The 23,494-nt window shown below is 60.9% G+C and carries 13 protein-coding genes and 1 pseudogene; 3 read left to right on the top strand and 11 right to left on the bottom strand.

Annotated features, from left to right (window positions below):
* Window positions 1-100: 100 nt before the first annotated feature.
* The 4 genes from PseAD21_RS26430 to PseAD21_RS26415 form a co-directional block, all read right to left on the bottom strand.
* The gene (locus PseAD21_RS26430; protein WP_102358710.1) at window positions 101-1,279 is read right to left on the bottom strand and encodes a PepSY domain-containing protein; all 1,179 of its coding nucleotides are present in this window, start codon (window positions 1,277-1,279) and stop codon (window positions 101-103) included.
* Between the two features lie 77 nt (window positions 1,280-1,356).
* Window positions 1,357-3,858: a TonB-dependent siderophore receptor gene (locus PseAD21_RS26425; protein ID WP_102358709.1), complete on the bottom strand. Its 2,502-nt coding sequence runs from the start codon at window positions 3,856-3,858 to the stop codon at window positions 1,357-1,359.
* 87 nt (window positions 3,859-3,945) lie between these two features.
* Window positions 3,946-4,947: a FecR domain-containing protein gene (locus PseAD21_RS26420; protein ID WP_102358708.1), complete on the bottom strand. Its 1,002-nt coding sequence runs from the start codon at window positions 4,945-4,947 to the stop codon at window positions 3,946-3,948.
* The gene (locus PseAD21_RS26415) at window positions 4,947-5,447 is read right to left on the bottom strand and encodes a sigma-70 family RNA polymerase sigma factor (protein WP_102358707.1); all 501 of its coding nucleotides are present in this window, start codon (window positions 5,445-5,447) and stop codon (window positions 4,947-4,949) included. Before PseAD21_RS26415 ends, PseAD21_RS26420 begins: the two co-directional genes overlap by 1 nt.
* A 329-nt stretch (window positions 5,448-5,776) precedes the next feature.
* Between PseAD21_RS26415 and PseAD21_RS26410 the strand changes: the two genes are divergently transcribed.
* Window positions 5,777-7,657: a methyl-accepting chemotaxis protein gene (locus tag PseAD21_RS26410; RefSeq protein WP_102358706.1), complete on the top strand. Its 1,881-nt coding sequence runs from the start codon at window positions 5,777-5,779 to the stop codon at window positions 7,655-7,657.
* A gap of 146 nt (window positions 7,658-7,803) precedes the next feature.
* On the opposite strand, the gene PseAD21_RS26405 is transcribed toward PseAD21_RS26410, so the two are convergent.
* The 5 genes from PseAD21_RS26405 to PseAD21_RS26385 form a co-directional block, all read right to left on the bottom strand.
* On the bottom strand, window positions 7,804-8,271 hold the full coding sequence (locus tag PseAD21_RS26405) for an SRPBCC family protein (RefSeq protein ID WP_102358705.1): 468 nt from the start codon (window positions 8,269-8,271) through the stop codon (window positions 7,804-7,806).
* 22 nt (window positions 8,272-8,293) lie between these two features.
* Window positions 8,294-11,686: a non-ribosomal peptide synthetase gene (locus PseAD21_RS26400; RefSeq protein ID WP_102358704.1), complete on the bottom strand. Its 3,393-nt coding sequence runs from the start codon at window positions 11,684-11,686 to the stop codon at window positions 8,294-8,296.
* A 13-nt stretch (window positions 11,687-11,699) separates the two neighbouring features.
* On the bottom strand, window positions 11,700-12,629 hold the full coding sequence (locus PseAD21_RS26395) for a diiron oxygenase (protein ID WP_102358703.1): 930 nt from the start codon (window positions 12,627-12,629) through the stop codon (window positions 11,700-11,702).
* Window positions 12,626-13,402 (bottom strand): DUF3050 domain-containing protein, encoded by a 777-nt coding sequence (locus PseAD21_RS26390; RefSeq protein WP_102358702.1) that lies wholly within the window; start codon window positions 13,400-13,402, stop codon window positions 12,626-12,628. Before PseAD21_RS26390 ends, PseAD21_RS26395 begins: the two co-directional genes overlap by 4 nt.
* Before the next feature lie 768 nt (window positions 13,403-14,170).
* Window positions 14,171-14,881 (bottom strand): GntR family transcriptional regulator, encoded by a 711-nt coding sequence (locus tag PseAD21_RS26385; RefSeq protein ID WP_102358701.1) that lies wholly within the window; start codon window positions 14,879-14,881, stop codon window positions 14,171-14,173.
* 196 nt (window positions 14,882-15,077) lie between these two features.
* Between PseAD21_RS26385 and lapG the strand changes: the two genes are divergently transcribed.
* Together lapG and lapD are read left to right on the top strand one after the other, a co-directional pair.
* Window positions 15,078-15,770, top strand: coding sequence for a cysteine protease LapG (gene lapG / locus PseAD21_RS26380; protein ID WP_102358700.1), 693 nt, complete (start codon window positions 15,078-15,080; stop codon window positions 15,768-15,770).
* Window positions 15,771-15,784: 14 nt separating this feature from the next.
* Window positions 15,785-17,731 carry a cyclic di-GMP receptor LapD gene (gene lapD / locus PseAD21_RS26375; RefSeq protein ID WP_102358699.1) on the top strand — a complete coding sequence of 649 codons (1,947 nt, stop codon included), beginning with the start codon at window positions 15,785-15,787 and terminating at the stop codon, window positions 17,729-17,731.
* A gap of 123 nt (window positions 17,732-17,854) precedes the next feature.
* On the opposite strand, the gene PseAD21_RS26370 is transcribed toward lapD, so the two are convergent.
* Window positions 17,855-18,193, bottom strand: a complete 339-nt coding sequence (locus tag PseAD21_RS26370; protein ID WP_025113506.1) for a hypothetical protein — start codon at window positions 18,191-18,193, stop codon at window positions 17,855-17,857.
* A gap of 148 nt (window positions 18,194-18,341) precedes the next feature.
* Window positions 18,342-23,494, bottom strand: a pseudogene (locus PseAD21_RS26365) (LapA family giant adhesin); the annotation flags it as partial.

Genomic DNA, 23,494 nt, shown 5'->3' with positions numbered 1-23,494 from the left:
CCCATGTGAGAGTAGGTCATCGTCAAGATTAAATTCCAGAACCCCTGTCTGCTGACGCAGACAGGGGTTTTGTCGTTTCAGGACCTGCCCAAAAAACCGATCAGGCTGTTTTACGGGCCTTGCTAATACGTCGGGCCTGCCACTTGCACCACCAGATGTAGACGCCAGTCCCTGACAGCCCCGCAATCAGAAAACCCAACACCGCGACCATCACCTGCCCGGTAAAGCCAATGATTCGTCCGCCGTGTATCGGTAACTGCAATCGATAAAAGCGTTCCCCCAACGTCCCTTCTCCAGCGATTTCCTGCCCTAATAATCTTCCGTCCGTGCCATGAAAGAACAACCAGGATTTGCCATGGGCCTCAGTGTCGTGCTGTCCAAACCCTGCGCCGTAGAAGTTGTACTCAAAGCTGTAATACAACTCCCCGATCGCTGCTGTCAGTCCTAGCCTCTTCCCCTCCTGCAATGCCCTCTCGTACGCCTGTTGATAACTTAACCGCGTCACGCCGAGCTCGGAAGAAGGCATTCGTTCGCGAGACTCATAGATGCTCGGCTCAATGGGCGAAAACAACGACACTACCGGTTTGAATACCTGACTCGGCAGGTTCATCGCGACACTACTGATCGCAATCGGCAGGAGCAGCAACCATAGCCACAATCCCCCCGCCCGATGCAGATCGAAGTTGAGCCGATAAGCGTGCCCGCTCTTGATCTTCCAAGCCGTCGACCACCTCTCCCAGAACGGCTTGCCCCGCGGAAGCGTCAGCCACAGCGCGATGAAACAATCGCTCACCCAAGCGATGGCCACCAGGCCCATCAGCCACAATCCCCAGTTACCGGGCAACGTCAGGTTGTAATGAAACTCGAGAATGAACGGGATGAAGTTCTCTCGCGCAAAGCGGCACTCGCCCCAGTAACGTTGCCCTTTCTGTTCGGCACTTACCGGGTCCAGGTAGAACACCTGATTGCGTTCATCAAACGGTTCGCCTGTCGAGGGATCGTTACGCGGGACAGCCGCCAATAACGCGGTATGCCCCAATTTGTCCGGGTACTCCATGTACCAGACCTGCAGCTTGGGATGCGCAGCTTGCACAACATCGACCAACGTTCCGGGAGGCAATCGCTGACCCTCGGTAGACGCCGCGTAAAATTGCGGATTCAGCCACTCATCCAGCTCATGACTGAACGCCAGAATGCTCCCCGTAATCCCGGCCAGCAGCAAAAACACCGCCGTCACCAGGCCGATATAGCGATGTAACAACACTAACAATGCGCGCATGAAAATTTCCCCACAGAGACGGCAAAGCCAGCCCCTGAACAATCAGAGGCTGGCTTTTTTATGCACAAGGCAAAGGCTTAGAACTGGTAGCTGACCGTGGCGGCGACGTTGCGCTCTTCGCCCATGTAGCAGAAGTTCAGACTCGCGCAGGAGGCCACGTAGGACTCGTTGGTGAGGTTGTTCGCGTTCAGGCGCACGTCGACGCCCTTCAAGCCGACCTTGCCCAGGTCATAACCGATCGAGGCGTCGAACAAGGTGTAGGAAGGCACCTTCAGCGTGTTTTCCGCATCCGCCCAGCTGTAGCCGACATAGCGCACACCACCGCCCAGGCGCAGGCCATCAAGTGCCGCGTTATCGAACTTGTAGTCCGCCCACAATGACGCCATGTGACGCGGTGCCTGAGTCGGCGAGTTACCCTTGTTCTCGATCACATTGGTCGGCGTGCTCAGGGTGCTGAGCATCGACTTCGAGTACTCGATATCGGTAAAGGTATAGCTGCCGAGCACTTTCAGGTTGTCGGTCAACTGCATGTGCGCTTCCAGTTCCAAGCCTTGCGAACGGACAGCGCCGACAGCGCGATAGAAGTTTTCCTGCGGCAGCTTGGTCGCGAGGTTCTCCTGATCGATGCGGAACAGCGAGGCGGTGAACAGGTTGTCGGTGCCTGACGGCTGGTATTTCAGGCCGACTTCCCACTGCGTTCCGTCGGTTGGCGGCAGCGGATTGCCGGCGCTGTCGGCATACGAGTTCGGGTTAAACGACTCGGAGTAACTGATGTACGGCGCCATGCCGTTTTCGAACAGATACAGCGCGCCAGCGCGGCCAGTCAATTTGGTGCGTCGGTCATTGATTTGCGTGCCCAGCGGGCGCCCTGCTTCGGCGATGCGGTTTTCATCGGAAGTCTCGACCCAGTCCTGACGCAGACCCAGCGAGAAGCGCCATTGGTCCATCTCGATCAAGTCTTGCAGGTACACCCCGGTCTGCTCCAGGCGCCGCAGATAACTGGTCTCTCCATACATTTCGATCGCCGAGTTGCCGTAGATCGGATTGAACGCATTGATCGGTGCCAGGCCGCCACTGGTCCAGTCGACCACCGTCTTGCGTCGCTGATAGTCCGCGCCCATCAACACGGTGTGCTTGGTGGCACCGGTGAAGAGTTCAGCCTGCAGCATGTTATCGACGATGAATGCATGCAGGCGCTCATCGCCGCCGGTGTAGTAACGGTTAAGTTCGTTGCTGGTCGGTGTCGTCCAGCCGTAGGCGTAGACCTGATCCATGTTCACTTTGGAGTCGAGGTAACGGAAGTTCTGCCGCGCCGTGAAGACATCGTTGAAGCGATGCTCGAACTGATAGCCGAACGACTGCTGATCCCGCGAGTAGCCATCAATCCCCGGCTCGCTCTCGAAGAAGTGCGGCGAGATGCGGTTGCCGTTGCGCTGATGAATCGTGCCGTCCGCTGGCACGCCACCGTGGTAGCCGCCATCCGGATCGTGCTGCAGATACGCCTGCAGCGTCAGCGAGGTGTCTTCAGTGAAATCGATGCTCAGGGTCGGAGCGAGGGCGAAGCGTTTTTCCTTGTTGTGGTCGGACTGCGTGTCGGACTGATCCGTCAATCCGGTCAGACGATAGGCAATGCGCTTGTCGTCATCGACCGGGCCACTGAAGTCAAAACCGACCCCGCGTTGACCCTGGGTGCCGACAGTCGCCTGAACCTGATGATAGGCCTCGTACAACGGCTTCTTGCTGGTCAGCGCCACCAGGCCACCGGGCGAGCTGCGGCCGTACAACACCGACGATGGGCCTTTGAGAATATCCACGCGCTCGAGGAAATACGGATCGACCTGCATGGTGCTGTAGGTCCCGCTGTCGCCCATCGACTTGAGGCCGTCGAGGTAGATATTGTCCACCGAGCCGTCGTTGAAACCGCGCATCGCCACATAGTCGTAGCGGTGGGTCGCACCATAAGGGTTGGTCAGCACGCCGGGGGTATAACGCATCGCCTGGGAGACGGTCTGCGAGCCTTGGTCGTCCATTTGTTCGCGAGTGACCACGGACACACTTTGTGAGGTTTCCAGCAACGCGGTACTGGTCTTGGTGGCGATCTGGCTGTGGGTGGCGTTGTAGCCCTCCATGCTGCCCAGTGCGTTGCCGAGGGCGAAGCCTTTGATATCGGTGGTCGGTAACGCCAGTGCGTCGCTGTCGTTGACTGGATACAGGATGTAGCTGCTGCCGTCCTGGCTGACTGCTTCCAGACCCGAGCCACCGAGCAAATGGCTCAACGCTTGATCCGTTGAATATTCACCCTGTACGCCCGGAGATTGCCGTCCCTGCGTTTGCTGCGGAGTCATCGACAAGGTGATGCCGGCCTGGCGCGCAAACTGGTTCAGCGCTTCGCCCAGCGGGCCGGCGGCGATGGTGTAGCGATGACTACTCGCCTCACTGGCATTGGCGGCGAGGCTCAGGCAGGGCAACACACCGGCGCCCAGAATAGTGGAGAGCAGGGCCGTGCGAATGGCGTGGCGCAACAAACCCGATTCGGCATTGAAATTCAGAGGTTTCTTACAGGTGATGCGGACAGTCATTGTAGGTTTCCGTGGCAAGTCGCAAAGGCTGAGTTGAAGTGCTTACTGACCAAGCCGGACTTGCGGCAAAAACCCGCCAAAATAATTTCAAGCCACTGGTTCCAGCGTGACCCACCATCGAGTGCGATAACGCAATTGCACCGGCAGCGTCTGCGGCAGGATCGCCAGCAGCTTGTCGGTGTCCTCCAGCCGGAACACCCCGGACAGGCGCAAATCAGCCACGGCTGATGCACACGTCACGAAGCCCTGACGATAACGTCCGACCTCGTTGAGAAAATCGCCCAGGCGCATGTTGCGAGTCACGATCAAACCGTCGACCCACGCGCCCGCGTCCATATCCAGTGGCGGCGCCGGGCGCACCTGATGGTGATCGATCAGGTAGGTCTGCCCAGCGAGCGCCTCAACCGAGGTGCCGCCGCTGTGGATGGCGACGCGCCCGGTGGTGACGCTCAGCCGCGTGCAATCGCTGTCCTGACGCAGGATGAAGCGGGCATTGGTCGGCTCATAAATGCCGTGACGGCTTTGCACGCGAAGCGCTCGGTTGAACGCCGCGCCTTCATCGTTACCGCCGCAAGTGACGATGATTTCGCCGCGAGTGAGTTTGATCAGCCGCTGCTGCGCGGTGTAATCCAGATCCACCGCACTGGCGGTGTTGAGCTCGATCCGCGTGCCGTCGGGCAACTGGAAGCCCCGCCGCTCACCAGTCGCCGTGGCGTAGTCGGCGCGCCATTGCTGCCAGGCCGAGGTGTCTTTGGCCAGCCATGCGGCGGAGCCCATCAGCAAGGCGCCGGACAACAGCTTCAAGGCCTGTCGCCGTCCGAGTCCCTGCGCACTGTTTTCCAGCGTATTGAACGCCACGTGTGCGCCGGGCACTGCGCGCAGGTTATGGCTCAGCTCAGCCTGCAGCGACTGCACGCGCTGCCAGGCCAGTTCATGTTCGAGATGTTCGGCACGCCATGCTTCGCACTGACGACTCAGGCGCGTATTGCCATGGTTGTTGCGCAGCCGCAGCAACCAGTGAATGGCTTGTTTGACCACCTGTTGCGGCGGTTCGACCCGGCGCCCGGAAGAGACGTTATCCACAGGCATCAGCTTGCGTACCGCAATACGTAGCAGTGATACAGCGCATCGGCGACGTAACGCTCCACCGAGCGCAGCGACAACCCCATCTGCTCGGCGATCTGCTTGTGGGTCAAACCTTCGCACTGCGCCAGCAGAAACGCCTGACGCACCTTCGGCCGCAAGCCTTCGAGCATGCGCGCGATGCTTTCGAGCAATTCGATCACCAGAGCGCGGGCTTCGGCACTCGGGGTTTCGGTTTCGGGCAAATGGGCGATGGTTTCGAGATAGGCGCGTTCGATTTCTTCACGGCGCCAGTGGTCGATCACCAGACCGCGGGCGATGGTGCGCAAAAAAGCGCGGGGTGCCTTGAGTTCCAGGCGTTCGGTGCGCTGCAGCAGGCGCACGAAAGTGTCCTGCGCCAGATCCGCCGCATCCGCGGCATTGCCCAGCCGCATCCGCAGCCAGGCGTTGAGCCAGCCGTGATGACTACTGTAAAGCGCCTGCACTGCAAACTCAGGTGAGGACATGAACGCGACAGCCCGAACGCCACAAATGATAATTAGTCGCATTTTTATCAAGGGCTGTGAATTTTGCAACCGTCACTCTGATAACGATCAAAAAAACTTTGCGGCGAACCTTCTGGCACGCCGTTCGGCGGGAATCTGGCAGAAACGCCGTACATTTCCCACACAGCCCTAAGATTTTGGCGAACGGTGCCGACAGACTGGTGAGACATGCGTGCACCAAAGTAGAGCGGCCATCAGAACGCTGCCTGCCAGCTATTGGACATTTTGGAGCTACATGGAATGTTGCATCCCGGAACGCATCCCCACTTTTTCATAAGAAGTCCCATGAAATGAATCTCAAGTTCAGCCATAAAATTCTGTTGGCCGCCTCGGGCGTTGTGGTCCTGGCTTTCGCTTTGTTCACCCTCTACAACGACTATCTGCAGCGAAACACCATTCGCCAGAACCTCCAGTCCTCCGTGCAGCAGGCTGGTGATCTGACCGCCAGCAGCGTGCAGAACTGGATGAGCGGGCGGATTCTGGTGCTGGAAAACCTTGCACAGAACGTTGCTCATCAGGGCAAGAACGCCGACTTCCCGGGGCTGGTCGATCAACCGGCCTTCACCTCAAACTTCCAGTTCACCTACGTCGGCCAGGCCAACGGTGTGTTCACCCAGCGCCCGGACGCGAAGATGCCGGACGGCTACGACCCGCGTCAGCGCCCTTGGTACAAGCAGGCCGTTACCGCCGACAAGACCATGCTGCCCCCGCCGTATATGGCCGCCGTCGGTGGTCTGGTGGTGACCATCGCCATGCCGGTGAAAAAGAATGGCGAGCTGCTCGGTGTGGTCGGTGGTGACCTGAGCCTGGAAACCCTGGTGAAGATCATCAATTCGGTGGACTTCGGTGGCCTCGGCCATGCGTTCCTGGTCAGCGGCGACGGTCAGGTGATCGTCAGCCCGGACAAGGATCAGGTGATGAAGAACCTGAAGGACATCTACCCCAATTCCAGCGTGCGCATCGAGAAGGGCAACCAGAACGTGGTGCTTAACGGTCAGGAACGCATCCTGTCGTTCACCCCGGTCAGCGATTTGCCGAATGCCGATTGGTACATCGGTCTGTCGATCGATCGCGACAAGGCCTACGCCGCGCTTAGCCAGTTCCGTACCTCGGCGCTGATCGCCATGTTCGTTGCGGTCGCTACCATTGCGCTGCTGCTGAGCCTGCTGATCAACGTGTTGATGCGTCCACTGACCACCATGGGCCGTGCGATGCAGGACATCGCCCAGGGCGAAGGTGACCTGACCCGTCGTCTGGTCGTGGAAGGCAAGGATGAATTTGCGGAGCTGGGCAGCTCGTTCAACCAGTTCGTCGAGCGGATTCACGCGTCGATTTCCGAAGTGTCGTCGGCCACCCGTCACGTACACGATCTGTCGCAACGGGTAATGGCATCGTCCAACGCTTCGATCGTCGGTTCTGACGAACAAAGCGCACGCACCAACAGCGTGGCTGCCGCGATCAACCAGTTGGGCGCCGCTACTCAGGAAATCGCCCGCAACGCCGCCGATGCTTCGCAGCACGCCAGCGGCGCGAGCGAGCAGGCCGATGACGGTCGTCAGGTGGTTGAACAAACCATCCAGGCCATGACCGAGCTCTCGCAGAAGATCAGCCTGTCGTGCACCCAGATCGAAACCCTGAATGCCAGCACCGACAACATCGGCCACATCCTCGATGTGATCAAAGGCATTTCGCAGCAGACCAATCTGCTGGCACTCAACGCGGCCATTGAAGCGGCGCGTGCCGGAGAAGCCGGACGTGGTTTTGCGGTGGTGGCGGATGAAGTGCGCAACCTCGCCCATCGCACCCAGGAGTCGGCAGAAGAGATCCACAAGATGATCACCTCCTTGCAGGTCGGTTCGCGTGAAGCGGTGACCACCATGAACGCCAGTCAGGCGTCCAGCGAAGAGAGTGTTGAAGTGGCGAACCAGGCCGGCCTGCGACTGGTCAGCGTGACCCAGCGTATCGGTGAGATCGACGGCATGAACCAGTCGGTGGCTGCCGCGACCGAAGAGCAGACCGCCGTGGTGGAAACCCTCAACGTCGACGTCAACCAGATCAACCTGTTGAACCAGCAGAGCGTCGCCAACCTCAACGAGACGTTGAAGGATTGTGATGCGTTGTCGCAGCAGGCCAACCGGTTGAAGCAGTTGGTGGACAGCTTCAAGATCTGATCGTCAGATTGAAGACCGCGTTAGCGTTCTTCGCGAGCAAGCCCGCTCCCACAGGTTGACCGTGTTCCCCTTGAAGGAATGCGATCAAAATGTGGGAGCGGGCTTGCTCGCGAAGGCGGTGGTTCATCTACTAAAGAACTGAAGCCTTACACAAACAGCTTCAGCACGTTCCCCATCGCATCATCGGCAAACCCCTGCACGAAGTCCTTGAACCCCGGCAGCGCTTCTTCACCACCTGAAGCCGGTTCGGCAATGATCGTCCAGGTCGCCCGAGACTTCCCCGTTCCCAACGATTCCACATTCATCGCCGCCCACAGATTGGCCACCCCCAACGTGTTGTAGATCGTGGTCCAGGCCATGGCCCGCGCCTGTTCATCGCGGGAGTTGAGCTGTTCAACCACCACGTTGCCGTCCTTGAAAAATTTCTTGCGTAGCGAAGACACGCCTTCGCCGGTCATTTCGATGTGCGACAGCGCCGGAATGAAGCGCTCGAAACCGCCGAAGTTGCCGACCACCGCCCAGACCTGCGCCGCGTCCGCCGGCACTTCCACCGAAGAAACGACATGGCAGCCGTGAGGGTTTTTGATCAGGGTGTCGGGTTGCAGATTGCTCATGGTGATGCTCCTTTTGGTTGAACTAGATGAAGTTGATCTGTTTCAGGTAATCGCAGCCGCGACGCAGCAACGCCGGGGATTTTTCCGGGTATTGCGCACCCATTTGCTGCACGCCGGCTTCGGCGTTGGCGTGACCGATCAGGGAGATGTCGCCGATGTCCTCCTCGAAGCCGTTGAGGTAGAAACCGAGTACGCCGAACAGCGCGTTGTCGGCATCGACCCGACCCAATTGCTGCTGCCAGTCGGCCACGCTGACCAGCGAGAACTCACTGCCGGTTTCGCGGAACGAGGCGACGTAGGCATCCCAACTCAGCGGCTCGGGGGTGTGCAGGTTGAACACCGCACGTTCGGTCGAATAACGGCTGGCGTGGAAGGCGATGAAGCGGGCGAGAAAGTCCACCGGCATCAGGTCGAAATTCAGCGCAAAGGCGGGCACCTGACCGAGCTGGATCGAGCCCTTGAGCATCAGCATCAAACGGTTTTTGTGCGGCTGGCAGACGCCGCTCAGGCTGTTGAAACTGATGTTGCCGGGGCGATACAGGTTGACCCACACCCCACGCTCGCGGGCCCGCTCGAGGATGCGCTCGCCGACCCATTTCGACAGGTTGTAGCCGTTGCGGATGTAGATCGGCGGGGTCGCTGCGGCGGGTAACTCGAGCACTCGGCCTTCGCCATCGACGGTGCTTGAAGCCGACAGCGTCGAGACGAAGTTGAAGACCTTTTTGCTGCGCCCTTCGCACAGGCGCAACAGCTCGAAGATCGGCTCGACGTTATCCGCTGCCAGCGACTCGTAATCGAGCACGTGATTGACGTTGGCGGCGTTGTGCACCAGTGCACCGAACTCGCGATCGAGGCGCTGATAATCGTCGTCGGCCAAGCCCAGTTGCGGACGCGTGATGTCTGCCGAATAGATCCGCACCCGACTCAAGTCCAGATGCTCCAGACGGTTCTCCCGCAACGCCTGGGTAAAGCGCTGCGCCGCCGTTTGTCCGTCACCGTCACGCACCAGACACGCCACTTCGCTGGCGCCCCAACCGAGCAGCGCTTCGACGATGTGTACGCCGACAAAACTGTTGGCGCCGGTGACGATCACCTTGTGCACATCGCCCAGGCGGCTGATCGGCAGTGGCTCGATGTCCAGTGGACGCTCGGCGTCGGCCATGGCCTGGGCGCTGAGCACCGCGCTGTCATCGGTACCGCGCACCAACGTCGCGAGCTTGATGATGGTTGGCAGTTCGATGAAGCGGTTGATCGAGATGCTGCGCCCGAATTCCTCGCGCAAACGCAGCAACATCCGCGACAGCAGAATCGAGTGACCACCGAGGTTGAAGAAACTCTCGTCGGTGGAAATATCGCTGCTCGGAAGTTCCAGCAGTTCCGCCCAGATCTCCAGCAACAGCGCTTCGTCGGCATTCGCCGGCAGGCATTTCGGGCCGCTGTCCTGCACGCTGACCGGCAGCTCAAGCAAGGCCTTGCGATCGACCTTGCCGTTGCTGGCGAACGGCATCTGCGGCAGTTCAGTCCACGCCACCGGTTGCATGTAGTCCGGCAAAAACTGCTGGGCATGGGCCTTCAGCGCATCACGAGCGGCGTCTGATTGCGGCTGGGCGAGGAACGCGAGAATCCGCCGCTGACTGTCGATCACCACCGCCACCTGACGGTACAACTGGCTCTCGCGCAGGCAGCGCTCGATCTCTTCCGGCTCGACCCGGAAGCCACGGATCTTCACCTGATTGTCGCGCCGCCCGCACAGCTCGATACCGTGTTCGCCCCACTTGGCCATGTCACCACTGCGGTAGGCCCGCAAGGTCTGGCCATGCGGCAGTTGCAGGGTCAGATAGCGTTCGGCGGTCTGCTGCGGATTGTTCAGATAGCCGAGACAGACGCCGGGGCCGACGATGAACAATTCGCCGACGGTGTGCTCCGGCACCGGTTGCAGATCGTCGTCGAGGATCAGCACCTGACTGTTGGCAATCGGCCTACCGAGGGTGCGGTTGCTGTCACCCGGTTTGAGTTGCCGGGCGGTGATCAGCACCGTGGCCTCGGTGGGGCCGTAGAGATTGTGCAGCTTGCCCTGCCGGGTCAGTTGCTCGATGACGAAGGGCTCGCAGACATCGCCGCCGGTCATCACCTCCACGCCTTGCAGTTGCTCCAGCGGCAGGATGCTCAGCAGCGCCGGCGGCAGGAACGCGTGGGTCAGTTGCCGGCGGCGGATCAACGCAACCAGTTGCAGCGGATCGCGGCGTTGAGTGTCGTCGGGTACCACCAGTTCGGCGCCTTGGAGCAGCGTCGGAAAGATATCGATCAGCGAAGAATCGAAACTCAGCGAGGAGAACTGCAAGACCCGACTTTCAGCGCGCAACTGCACGTAATCGGCGTACCACGCCATGAAGTGCGCAAGGTTCGTCTGGCTCAGCAGCACGCCCTTCGGATGGCCGGTGGTGCCCGAGGTGTAAAGCGCCATGCACGGCGCGTCGAGCTCGGGGCGCTGGCGCATCAGCGGTTGGCTGAGGTCGGCGTCGGCGCTGTCGATACGACTGACATCCAGCCCGGGCATCGACTCACTGAGCGGATGCTCACCGTCGTGCAGCAACAATACCGCACCGGCGTTTTGCAGGATGTATTGCTGGCGCTGCAACGGATGGCTCGGCTCCAGCGGCAGGTACACCGCGCCACTGCCGAGCACCGCCAGAATCGAGGCGAACAGCGCCGGGCTTTTCGGCTGGCAAATGCCGACGATCCACGGCTGCGGATGCTGCTCGAGCAGTGGCTGCAGACGTTGCTGGATCGCCCGGCTGTGCGTGTGCAACTGGCGATAGCTGAGCGACTGCTCGGCCAGGTGCAGTGCCGGTCGCTCGGCGTGTTCGATCAGGCTGCGTTGCAGGCGTTCGATCAGCGGCGTCTGCGCCTGTTGCAACAACGCCGGATGCGCCGTCGCGTTGAGGCGATGGACGTAGGCCAGGCTGTCGAGAAACAGCAGGTCTTCCACCTGTTCGAAGTCCGGTGCCGTGGCCGGCGTTGCCTGCTGGAAATACTCGGCATCGCGGGAGAAACGGCTGACCAGCAACGCGACTTCGTCGACCACATGCGTCAGCACGCGCTGGCGCAGTGCCTGACCGTTGCCGGACGGCTCATCGCCGATCGGCACACGGCTGATCAGTGACGAGCCGAGGAAGCACAGCAGGTCGAGCGTCGGTAAACCGCCAAGGCTCTGCGCACCGATACCCAGGCGCAGATGCAAGTGCGGGATGGCGCAGAAATCGCCGGCGCCGATGAAGCCATCGTCGATGATCAGATCCACCGTCGATTGCGCCGCGCTGCTACGCAGCAAAGAGTGACCGTGTTGTTCGAGTTCCTGCGCCAGGTCGGTCATGGCCTGGCTGGCGCCAATCAGCAAAATGTCGAGACGTCTCATGTCGGCCTCCTCATCAAACCAGATAGTCACGCAAGGCGTGCTGCACGCAGGGCGTGTCGAGCAGCGAGCTGTTGTGGAAAAACCGCACGATGTTGCCCACCAGCGGATGGTGACGATTGATCGGGAAGGCCAGCCCGGCCATTTCATCCTTGAGCGAACGACGGATCGCATCGCTCACCGGCAAGGCGTCGATCAGGCGCAGATCGAATGACTTCTGGATGTCGTTGGTCAGGTAATGGCCGATGAACACCGGCAGAATCTGCGCAATGGTTTCCCGATCCGCATCACTGGCGGTGTGCCAATAGATGCGCACCATCCGCGCCCAGAAGCTCGAATGCCGGCCCTCGTCGAGCAGGTGATCAGCCATCAGCCCCTTGATCGACGGCTTGACCGTGTCGTCTCGGGCGAATGCCGCGACGTCACCGGTCACGGTGTTCTCGGCGATAGCCACGCAGATCAGCTCCACCGCGCTGCGCAGGTGCTCGGGCGCCAGTGCCACGGCGGCAGGAATCGCCCGGCTGAGTTCGATTTCAGCGGGCAGTTCGATCGGCTCGATGCCGCTCATGGCCACGGTCTGCTGCATGAAATCCATCGCCACCAATGCGTGGTAATCCTCGTCCACCACCACGGTCATGGCGTCGTAGCGACAGGCGAACGGGAACGGCACGGCGAAACGATTCTTGGCGATGGCGCGGGCGGTCTGGTCGACGATCTCGGTTTCGAAAATCACCACGTCGTTGATGAATTTGTACAGTGTCTGCACCAGGGCGAAATCCCGTTGTTGCGGGCACTCACGCAGGAAGGTTTCGCTGAGCACCAGGGGCTGGCGGCTCAGCGGATAGATCAGGCGTTCATCGTCTTCCAGCACACGCCGTGGCCGGGTGCGGATGGTGGCGCGGCTTTCCCAGGCGTCGGCGAAGGATTGGTAATCGGCGGCGTTCATTGGGCCACCTCCGCCAAGGGCTCACGCATGCTCAGGCGCAGGCCGTCCCACAGGGCGATGCGGCTCTCCACCGCCGCAATGGCGCTGGCGTAGACCTCGGCTTCACGCTGCGGATCGCCATCAACCAGCCGCTCCAGCAGTTGCTCCGCCGCCGGGCCGTGATCTTCGGAGTCGACCTCGATGTGGCGCTCCAGGTAATAGCGAAAGGTCGGAGCCTGTTCGATGCCGATCCCCCAGTCATCGAGAATGCGCTGGAACATCGGCGGGATCACGCTCTCGCGGCCATGCAGAAACGCGGCGGCGACGCTGTGGCCCGGTGCGTGCAGCGCGATGTTCAGAGTCTCGCGAACAAATTTCGCTGCTGCCGGGTCCACCTCGACGCTTTGCAGGGCGACGTCATAACTCACGCCCTCCTGTTGCAGCGTGACAAACCGCTCGACCGCCGTGGTGCTCGCCCCGACTTCGCGCATGGCGTCCAGGTACAGCTCGAAATGGCTGTAATGGCCATGGGCGGGACGGTCGTCGGACTCTTCGCCAAGCACGATTTCGTTAATCAGGCGTGCGGCATGCGGGTCGCGTGGCGGCAACCATGGCAGGCGGGTGCAGGTCAGTTCCTGCTGCAGGCGTTTGGTCAACGACATGAAATCCCATACGGCGAAGACGTGGGATTCCATGAACCGGCGCAGTACCGATAGCGAATCGATCTCGGTGAAGATCGGGTGAACGCTCAATTGAGCTTTTTTCAGGGCGAGTTGTTCTTTAGTTGGCATCATGGCGAACCTCGGTGTTATTGGAATAGAAGGAGTTGCTCATTCAGTGCATCAACGCGGACTCAATAAGTCTGAAACGTTTTCTATTGGCGAACGCTGGCCTCATTCGGATTAATGAAAGTTTGCAAAGTGCATGAAAGGCTCTGGGCTATAGCCTGGTGCTTATCTGCCATGGCTGTAGCTTGACTGCGGAGCTGTGCCGTATTTGTAGGACTAACCCTGCTCGGCGAGGAAAAGCTAATACATCGTTAAATAACTTAACAAGTTTATTTTTAATTATTTTTAGTAGGTTATTTTTTAAGTATGAGTTGGTTCGGTAAAACTTTTGATTTAAGTTTTACTTGGGCGTAGTTGCTCCTTTCGGCAAATAAAGGCCAAAATTGAGTGCAAGAGTGAATGCCTCACTCAAAGCAACTTTCCGATGCAGAGATTGAAGTGATGTATAGGAATGAAAGTTGGCCGAAAACGGCGCCGTAACTTCCTTTTATCCCGTGGCAAGGCTCCTTCCGTAGGTTCCTGGTGCGGGGACTGCGCCGGCGGTGCGGCGCGTCGCCCGTTCTTCATGGGTTGGCCGTTAAAGAGTGCGGGTAAATTGGCGGGACGGCTATGACCGATTCGTCCGCAGCGAGGTGCAATGCCGGGCGAACCGGCGCAGGGAGGTTAGAGCGAACAGGCCGATCCGCCACCCGGTTTGCGGCGCAGCGTAGAGAGGATTTGTAAGCGGGTTATTCGCCGGTCAGGCGCAGAGGCCCATGACCGGCGTGGAGGGTGTCAGCGCACGGCCTTGCGGTTTTGTCCTGCGGGGCTGGCGAGGAAACGGGTAATCACCTCGACGCCTCGGTTGAGATGCTGCGTGAGCAGCTCCACCGACAGTTCGATATCGCGCTCGATCACTGCCTGGAGCATGGCGCGGTGATCTTCCTGGGACAATTTGCCCAGGCCCATGGCTTCGAGGTTGAAACGCAGAAAACGCTCCTCCTCGTTGAGGCCGTCTTCGACCAGCCGCAGCAGACGCTGATTCGGCGCCTTGCTGTACAAGGCCATGTGGAACAGGCGATTGAGCCGACCGATTTCGGTGTAGTCGTGCTGGGTTTCGAGTTCTTCGATATAGCTGGCCGCGCGCGCGTGATCGGCGCTGGTCAGCAGCGGGATCGACTGGCGCATGGCTTCGGATTCGAGCAGGATCCGCAACTCGTAGGTTTCGGTGGCGTCGCCCTGAATCAGCGGCGCAACCACGGCGCCCTTGTGGGTGGTGACGCTCAGCAGTTCCTGCGCTTCGAGCTGGCGCAGAGCCTCGCGCACCGGCATGCGGCTGACCCCGAACAGGTCGGCCAGGTCCTGCTGGCGCAGGGCGGTGCCGCACGGCAAGCGACCGTCCAGGATCGCCGCGCGCAGGGTCTCTTCGATGGTCGAACGGGCGAGGTGAGCGGGAATCGGCCCATCGACTTTGATGCTGTGCAGCGGTTTGGGCTTCTGTGTCACAACTACTCACCCTGAATGATCACGGAATTTGGATCCAAAGACACTAGTGATTGCTCTACAGGTTGTCAAACCATGTAAAGGATCGCTGTCCTGTGTGAAGTTTAGCGCGATGGCGATGATCTCATGGTGCCATTGTTTTTTGCCGGACTAAGCTTCACCATCAAACGCTTTCCTTCCTGCCCCCTGGAACCCTGCTGTGGCGGTACGTTTCGCGATCCCCCGGACTCTGCGCTGGCTAGGCTGCGCACTGCTGCTGGCCGGCGTCATGCTGGGCGGTCTGCATGCCGATTGGGATTTTTCCGCGATCAGCCGCAAAGCCACGGCGCTGTACGGGCCGCTGGGCGCCGGGCAGCAGCGGATCGATGCCTGGCAAAATCTGCTGGCCACGCAGAAACAGGTCAGCGAGATGGACAAGCTCAAGGTGGTGAACCTGTTTTTCAACAAACAGATGCGCTATGTAGAGGATATCGATCTGTGGGGGCAGGTCGATTATTGGGAGACGCCCATCGAAGCGTTGTGGAAAGGTGCTGGCGATTGCGAAGACTACGCGATCGCCAAGTATTTCAGCCTGCGCCATCTCGGGGTCTCCAGTGACAAGCTGCGCATCACCTACGTCAAGGCTCTGCGCCAGAATCGCGCGCACATGGTGCTGACTTACTACGCCACCCCCGATGCCATGCCGCTGGTGCTCGACAGCCTGATCGATCCGATCCAGCCGGCGTCCCAGCGAACCGACCTGTTGCCGGTCTACTCTTTCAATGCCGAAGGTCTGTACCTGCCGGGGGCCAAGGGCAACAAAAAGGTCAGTGACACCAAACGCCTGTCGCGCTGGCAGGATGTGCTGAAAAAAATGCAGGCCGAAGGTTTCCCGGTCGAAACGACTAACTAGGAGCACGCGCTCAGATGTCTTTGTTCAAACAGCTGTTGATCGCTATCTGTCTGTTCCTGGTGGTTGCCTTCACCGGCAGCTTCATGGTCAGTCTGGAGAGCTCGCGCACCCAGTACGTCAACCAGCTGCGCTCCCACGCCCAGGACGCCGCCACGGCGCTGGCGTTGTCGCTGACGCCGAACATCGATGACCCGGCGATGGTCGAGCTGCTGGTCAGCTCGATTTTCGACAGCGGCTATTACGCAAGCATCCGTGTGGTCGACCTCAAGACCGACAAGACCATCGTCGAGCGCAGCGGGATTCCGGCAGTCACCAATGTGCCCGACTGGTTCGTCAACCTGATCGGCCTCGAACCGGCTGGCGGCGACGCCTTGGTCAGCCGTGGCTGGGAGCAGGCGGCGCGGGTCGAGGTGGTCAGCCACCCGATGTTTGCCGTGGCCAAGCTGTGGCAGAGCGCGTTGGGCAGCCTCGGCTGGCTGCTGTTGTGTGGCGCGGTCAGTGCGGTGCTCGGCGCGCTGCTGCTGCGCCGGCAATTGCGCCCGCTCGATTACATGGTCAAGCAGTCCCACGCCATCGCCCGCCGCGAATTCCTGAGCCTGCCGGAGCTGCCGCGCACCCCTGAACTGCGGCGCGTGGTGCAGGCGATGAACCAGATGGTCGAGAAGCTCAAGGCGCTGTTTCAGGAGCAGGCCGAGCGCAGTGAAAAACTGCGCGCCGAGTCCTATCAGGACAACCTCACCGGGCTGGCCAACCGACGCTATTTCGAGATGCAGTTGCACAACCGGGTGAGCAACCCGGAACAGGCCAGCTCCGGTTACCTGCTGTTGTTGCGGGTCAAGGATCTGGCCGGGCTCAACCAGCGTCTGGGCGGGCAGCGCACCGATGAACTGTTGAAAGCGGTGGGCGAAACTCTGTCGCGCGAATGCGCCAAATACCCGGAAACCCAGAACCTCGTCACGCGGATTCGCGGCGGTGAGTTCGCCGTGCTGGCGCCGGGGCTGGTGCGCGAGGAAGCGCTGCAACTGGCACAGAACCTCGACAGTGCGTTGAGCAGTCTGCACGCCACCGGCGCCACCGATGTGCCGGCTGTGGCCTCCATCGGCCTCGCCCCGTTCGTTCACGGCGATTCACCGCAAGCGGTGCTGACCCTCGGCGATCAGGCGCTGGCGCAGGCCGAGGGGCAGGGCGAGCAGAACTGGGCGTGCATCGATCAGAGCCTGGTGGCGGACGTCGGCGACGATCATCACGCCTGGCACCGCTTGCTCGATCAGGCCTTGAATCAACAGCGTTTCGAGTTGTTTTTCCAGCCGGTGGTGGCCGCTCAGGACACGCAACTGGTACTGCATTACAAGGTGCTGTCACGGCTGCTGGATGATCAGGGCCAGACCATTCCGGCCGGGCGTTTCCTGCCGTGGCTCGAGCGTTTCGGCTGGACGGCGCGGCTGGACCGCTTGATGCTCGAGCGCGTGCTGGAGCAGATGAAAGAGCATGAGGATTCACTGGCGCTGAACCTGTCCTCGGCAACCCTGGCTGATCCGCAGGCGCTGAACAAAGTCTTCGAGATTCTGCGTACGCACTCCAATCTCGGTGAGCGCCTGACCCTGGAAATCGGCGAGGAGCAATTGCCGGAACAAGCGGTGCTCGAGCAACTGACCCGGCGCCTGCGCGAGCTGGGCTTCTCGCTGAGTCTGCAGCGCTTTGGCGGACGTTTCAGCATGATCGGCAACCTGGCGCGGCTGGGGCTGGCGTACCTGAAGATCGATGGCAGCTACATTCGCGCGATCGATCAGGAGAGCGACAAGCGTCTGTTCATCGAAGCAATCCAGCGTGCGGCGCACAGCATTGACCTGCCGTTGATTGCCGAGCGGGTGGAGACCGAAGGGGAGTTGTCGGTGATTCGCGAGATGGGCTTGTACGGGGTGCAGGGGCAGTTGTTTGGTGAGCCCAAGCCCTGGAAGTAATCGTTTGGTGCGGTGGTGTCAGTGATGCCGCCTTCGCGAGCAAGCTCCCACATTGGAATGTGTTTCAAATGTGGGAGCGGGCTTGCTCGCGAAGGGGCCAGTCCAGTCGCCGAAGATCGCGGGTCAGATCAACCCGCTCTCATCTTCATCGATCAACTGGCTCAACCCGCCCAGTGCTTCCCGCGCCTGGGTACGATCCATCAACTTGGCCTGCGCCGCCGGCGGCAGGTCAGTGACCCGGATCACGCCTTTCTGGGTCAGCACCTGAATCAGGTCGTCGAGTACCCGAATCATTTCAAAGTCGCTCTGCTTGAGCTGTTTGAGGCTGTTTTCCACGGCCGCGTTGGCGAACCAGGCCTGAATTTCATGGTGGTCGGCCGGCAGCGTTTCCGTGGCCTCGGCGTAGGCCGCAGCTTCCACGCGAATCAACTGACCCTGCGCATCGCGTTGCACGTAAAACATTGAGCATCCCTCAGAAAGATCCAGCGTCATGCTGTCAGCAGCATAGGCCAACTGCACGCGAGTATGCGGTGCGGCGACGAAATCGTCACCGGTGCGATAGGCGCAAACGTGACAGCCGCCCCAGGGGGGCGGCCGTTTTGTTCACGCATCAGCTGTTGTTGTGGTCGACCTTGATGGTCGGGTCGCTGCCGGCAATCAGGTTGTGAATGTTGGCGCTCGACCAGTTGTTGCCTTCCAGTTTGATCGTCACGTCCGGCGTGGCGGCTGCCGCGTCGCCGGAGTTGAACTTGCCGCCGGAGCTGACTTGCAGCGACGACACGCCGTCGACCGTGGAGATCTTCAGGAAGTTGTCGATGGTGCTGCCGGTCTCGCCCTGCAACAGATCACGCAGGTCGATGCGGTCGCCCTCGCTGGCGTTGAAGTCCTTGATCACATCGTTGCCGGTGTCGCCTGCTTTCCAGACGAAGGTATCGGCACCGGAACCACCGATCAGGATGTCGTTGCCCTGGCCGCCGATCAGCGTGTCGTTGCCGGTACCGCCGAGCAGGATGTCATTGCCCTTGCCGCCATCGAGCAGGTCGTTGCCGCCCGAGCCGAACAGGATGTCATTGCCCGCGCCGCCCAGCAGGGTGTCATTGCCATCGTGCGCGCCGGACACATCGAACGCCTGATAGTGCTCGGTGATGTACTGGTGCACGTTGCTGGTGGTGACCTTGCTGACGTCGACGCCGGTCTGCTGCGCAACGAACGCCTGCATCGCCTGATAACCCTCGCCGGCAATGCCGTTGAAGCTCACCAGGTCGCCGAACAGGATGTCGTTGCCGTCGCCACCGCTGACGGTGTCGTTGCCCGGCAGCGTGGCTTCGGTGTGGCCGATGATCGAGTTGGCCAGATCCTTCGGATCGATGTTGGTCTGTGGCGAGTGATCCGAATCATACGGTTTCAGATCATTGAGGCTGACACCGCTGTTGATACCGATGGCCTCGACGTTCGACAGACCGCTGAGCAGCGCGAAGCCACTGCTGGCGTTATCAGTGGTAGCCGACGTGGTGCTGCTGCCGGAACCTGCCAGGTTCGACAACTCGTAGGTACCGTCACCCTGCGCGTGGATGGTGCCCAGGTTGCTGCCGCTCCAGGTGCCCCAGCGCGAATTGTAGGTCTGCAGGGTCACGGTGCCGGCGCTGTTGATGGTCAGCGCGTGAGTGTTGTCGATGTACGTGCTGAACGAGTCGCCCAGTTTGTAGTTGCTGGTCTTCACCACATCATCGAGCTTCACGCTGCCGTACAGCGTCGGGTTGGTCTGCTCGCCACTCTGGTAGTAGGTCGGCTGGCCGTCGGTGATGAAGTATGTGAGGTTCTTCGCCCCGGTGTTGGCCAGTGCTTCGGTGCTCTGGAAGAAGTTGGCCGTGGTCTTGAACACGTCTTCGTAGTTGGTGCCGCCGCCGGACGACATCGAGTCGAGCACGGCTTTGAGCTGGGTCAACGCGTTCGGGTCGTTGAGGTTCACCGACACCGATTTGTTGACCTGGGTATCGAAGTCCACCAGGAATACGTTCACCGTGCCCGAGTTGCTGCCGCCCAGGCTCTGCTTGAGGGTGTTGAACACCGACGTCAGCGAGTCCTTGGCTGCGCTGATCGACGAAGCGCTCATGCTGCCCGAGCTGTCGACCATGAACGCGATGTTGTAGTTGGTGCCCGGCACCACGGTCAGACCGCCGATGTCGGCGACCATGATGTCGTTGCCATCGGTGCCGTTGAAGGTGTCATCGCCAGAGGTACCGACCACCGCGTTGTACACTGCCGGCACCACAGTGACCGGAATGGTCGCGGTGCTGCTGGCCGAGCCGCCGACCATCTCGGTGGAGGTCGAGGTCACGGTCAGGTTGAACTGGCCGTTGTAGTAGGTCGGCGGGGTCACGGTCAGGCTGCCGAGGTTCCAGCCAGTGACATTGGCGTCGCCGCTGGTGGCGGTGACGGTGAAGGTATGACCCGCGCCATCGCTGAGCACCGAGCCGACTGGCGCGCCGCTGATCTTCACGCTCAGGGTTTCCGAGCCGTCGGTGTCGGTCAGGGCGGTGTTGATCGCCGACAGTTTCACCGTGGTGCCTTCGGCGCCGGTGTTGAGCTTGTAGCCGTCGTAATAACCTTCGCCGTTGCTGCCATGCAGATCGGAGACGGTCACGCCGGAGTTCAGCAGATCCTGCACGCCGGTGTAGATCGGCACGCCGGCGCTGCTCAGGTCGATTGGCGTGCTGCCGTTGACCGACAGGTTCACGTCATAGCTGCCCGGGCCGCTCTGGTTGTGGTGGTAGATGTCCAGGGTGTAGTAGCCGCTGGTGGTCGGGGTGAACGAACCACTGATCGCGCCGCCCGCGCCCCAGGTACCCGAAGCCACGCTCTTGCCGCCGATGGTGATCAACAGGCTGTCGTCGGCCACACCACTGAAGGAATAGGTCTTGCCGGCTTCCAGATAGATCAGGCCCGAGGTTTTCGACGCGGTGCCGGCGGTCACGCTGCCATCCGACTGCACGTTGGTCACGGTGCCGCTGGAGTTCGGGGTGCCGGCGCCGTCGATCACGTTTTTCAACGTGGTCGAGTCTGCGCCGCTGCCACTGGTCCCAAGGCCCGGCAGGCCGGTCCAGACTTCCTTGACCAGTCCGGTGGATTTCACGCTGTTGTCAGCCACGCTCACGGTCGGTGCATCCGCCACTGGCGTGATGTCGATCTTCACGGTACCGGTGTTGCCGAGCAGTTGGCCGTCGGTTGGCTGGAATTTGATTTGTGCGTAGTCGGCCTGGTTGTTGCCCACGCCGGTGCCGCCGTAACCGTTGACGCCCGACTCGTTGGCATCCGGCATGAAGCGCAGTTTGCCGGCGTCGATATCAGCCTTGCTGAAGGTCTGGTTGTTGGCGACGTCTTTCCAGGTCGAACCGTCCAGGTACTGCAGTTTGCCTTCGCCCGGCAGCTGGGTGATTTTGATGCCCAGGCTGCTGGCCGGGCTGTCGACGTCGGTCACACCGAAGGTCGACCAGCCGAGGATCAGCGGAGTGTCTTCGGTGCCGGTGACGTTGACCGGAGCGGCGACCGGCGCATCGTTGACCGCCACCACGTTGACCGTGGTGGTCGCGGTGTTGGAGTAGTTGCCGCCATCGGTCACGGTCACGGTGATGATCCGCGGCACGGTGCTCGGGTTTTCACTGCCGTTGGTGAAGGTGATGTTCTTGATCGCCTGCATATAGTCGGCCAGCGTCGCGTTACCCGACAGGGTCAGGGTCACGGTGCCGTTGGTGCTGTTGGCATTGATGGTGATGCCATTGACGCTGTTGCCCAGGTTCAGCGCATCGCCGTCCTGACGGTTGGTCAGCACGATGGTCGCGCCGGTCAGCATGGTGCTGTCCGGGTCGGTGATCGTCAGGTCAGTGTCGGCAATCGACACGCCGGCGCCCGGGGTGTTTTCGGTGAACGTCACCTTGTAGTCGGCACCGGTCGCGCCGCTGGAGTTGTTGGCGTCCAGGTCGATGACCGGTGGCGCATCGTTGTCGATGATCGAGGTGCTGACGCTGCCATTGGTGCTGCTGACGGCCAGGTTCTCGAAGTTGCCGCCGGTGGCCGAGTCAATCTTGACCACGAAGTTTTCGGTGCCTTCGGTGATCTTGTCGTCGATGGTCGCGACGTTGAACTGCGCACTGCTGGCGCCCGCCGGGATCTTCACGGTGTACACGCCGGTGAAGTCCGAACCGTCGGCAGCGGTGCCGCTGTAGACAATTTTCAGGGTCACGTCGGTTTGCGCCGGGTGCGTCAGGCTGACGGTGTAGCTGGCGGTCTGGCCCTCGGTCACCGAGGTGCTGCCGGTGATGCTGACAGTGGTGGTGTCGATGGTGTCGGTAACGCTGGTCACGGCTGGCGAGGGGTTGGTCACCAGGTTTTCGAAGTTGCCGCCGCTGGCGTTGGTGATGGTGGCCTGCACGTTACCGGCGTCTTTGTAGACGTCGTCGGCTGGCGCAGGCAAGGTCACGGTGCCGGTGGTTTTGCCGGCGTCGATGGTGATCACCGAGCCGTTGCTCAGGGTCACGGTCACCGGCGAGCCGGCCGCATTGGTCAGGGTCGCGGTGTAGGTGATCTGACCGCCTTCGGCCACGGTGCCGGTCGCGCTCAGCGACAGGTTGGTGGTATCGACGGTGTCGGTCACGGTGGTGCTGACCGGGGTCTTGTCGGCGACGAGGTTTTCGTAGTTGCCGCCGGTCACGTTGCTGATCGAGTTGGTCAACGGCGCATGACCGGTCAACGCGTCATTCGGCGCGATAGTGGTCACGGTGCCGGTGGTTTTGCCGATGTCGATGGTGATGGTCTGGCCGTTGGACAGGGTCACGGTGACTGGTGAGCCAGTCACAGGCGCACCGACTGTGGCGGTGTAGGTGACAGTGCCACCCTCGGCCACGGTGCCAGTGGCGGTAAGTTTCACGCCTGTGGTGTCGATGGTGTCGGTGACACTGGTCACGGCTGGCGTGGTGCTTGGCACCAGGTTTTCGAAGCTGCCACCGCTGGCATTTTTGATTGTGGCCTGAACGGTGCCGGCGTCCTTGTAGACGTCATCGGCTGGCGCTGGAACCGTCACGGTGCCAGTGGTTTTGCCGGCGTCGATGGTGATCACGGCGCCGTTGCTCAGGGTCACGGTCACCGGCGAACCGGCAGCGTTGGTCAAGGTCGCGGTGTAAACGATCGAACCACCCTCGGCCACAGTACCGGTCGCGCTGAGCGACAGGTTGGTGGTGTCGACGGTATCGGTCACGGTGGTCGAAACCGGGGTTTTGTCAGCGACGAGGTTCTCGTAGTTACCGCCACTGACGTTGGTAATGGCGTTGGTCAACGGAGCGTGGCCGGTCAGCGCATCATTCGGTGCGGTGGTGGTCACGGTGCCGGTGGTCTTGCCGATGTCGATGGTGATGGTCTGGCCGTTGGACAGGGTCACAGTCACTGGCGAACCGGTTACTGGCGCGCCGACGGTCGCGGTGTAGACGACGTTGCCGCCTTCCGCTGCGGTGTCGGTGGCAGTCAACTTAACGGTGGTGGTGTCGATGGTGTCGGTGACACTGGTCACTGCCGGTACGTTGCTCGACACCAGGTTTTCGAAGTTGCCACCGCTGGCATTGGTGATCGTTGCCTGCACGGTGCCGGCATCTTTGTAGACGTCGTCAACTGGTGCCGGAACGGTCACGGTGCCAGTGGTCTTACCGGCGTCGATGGTGATCACGGCGCCGTTGCTCAACGTCACGGTGACTGGCGAGCCAGCGGCGTTGGTCA

Source organism: Pseudomonas sp. AD21 (genome assembly GCF_002878485.1).
Classification (GTDB): Bacteria; Pseudomonadota; Gammaproteobacteria; order Pseudomonadales; family Pseudomonadaceae; genus Aquipseudomonas.
The sequence above is the reverse complement of the archived record's forward strand: the minus strand, read 5'-3'. Positions and strand labels throughout refer to the sequence as shown.

What these genes read in the sequence shown, in the direction of transcription:
- PseAD21_RS26390 (WP_102358702.1), bottom strand. Translation starts at nt 13,402, where the DNA reads ATGATGCCAACTAAAGAACAACTCGCCCTGAAAAAAGCTCAATTGAGC.
- PseAD21_RS26425 (WP_102358709.1), bottom strand. Translation starts at nt 3,858, where the DNA reads ATGACTGTCCGCATCACCTGTAAGAAACCTCTGAATTTCAATGCCGAA.
- PseAD21_RS26415 (WP_102358707.1), bottom strand. Translation starts at nt 5,447, where the DNA reads ATGTCCTCACCTGAGTTTGCAGTGCAGGCGCTTTACAGTAGTCATCAC.
- PseAD21_RS26410 (WP_102358706.1), top strand. Translation starts at nt 5,777, where the DNA reads ATGAATCTCAAGTTCAGCCATAAAATTCTGTTGGCCGCCTCGGGCGTT.
- lapD (WP_102358699.1), top strand. Translation starts at nt 15,785, where the DNA reads ATGTCTTTGTTCAAACAGCTGTTGATCGCTATCTGTCTGTTCCTGGTG.
- PseAD21_RS26405 (WP_102358705.1), bottom strand. Translation starts at nt 8,271, where the DNA reads ATGAGCAATCTGCAACCCGACACCCTGATCAAAAACCCTCACGGCTGC.
- PseAD21_RS26420 (WP_102358708.1), bottom strand. Translation starts at nt 4,947, where the DNA reads ATGCCTGTGGATAACGTCTCTTCCGGGCGCCGGGTCGAACCGCCGCAA.
- PseAD21_RS26395 (WP_102358703.1), bottom strand. Translation starts at nt 12,629, where the DNA reads ATGAACGCCGCCGATTACCAATCCTTCGCCGACGCCTGGGAAAGCCGC.
- PseAD21_RS26430 (WP_102358710.1), bottom strand. Translation starts at nt 1,279, where the DNA reads ATGCGCGCATTGTTAGTGTTGTTACATCGCTATATCGGCCTGGTGACG.
- PseAD21_RS26400 (WP_102358704.1), bottom strand. Translation starts at nt 11,686, where the DNA reads ATGAGACGTCTCGACATTTTGCTGATTGGCGCCAGCCAGGCCATGACC.
- PseAD21_RS26370 (WP_025113506.1), bottom strand. Translation starts at nt 18,193, where the DNA reads ATGTTTTACGTGCAACGCGATGCGCAGGGTCAGTTGATTCGCGTGGAA.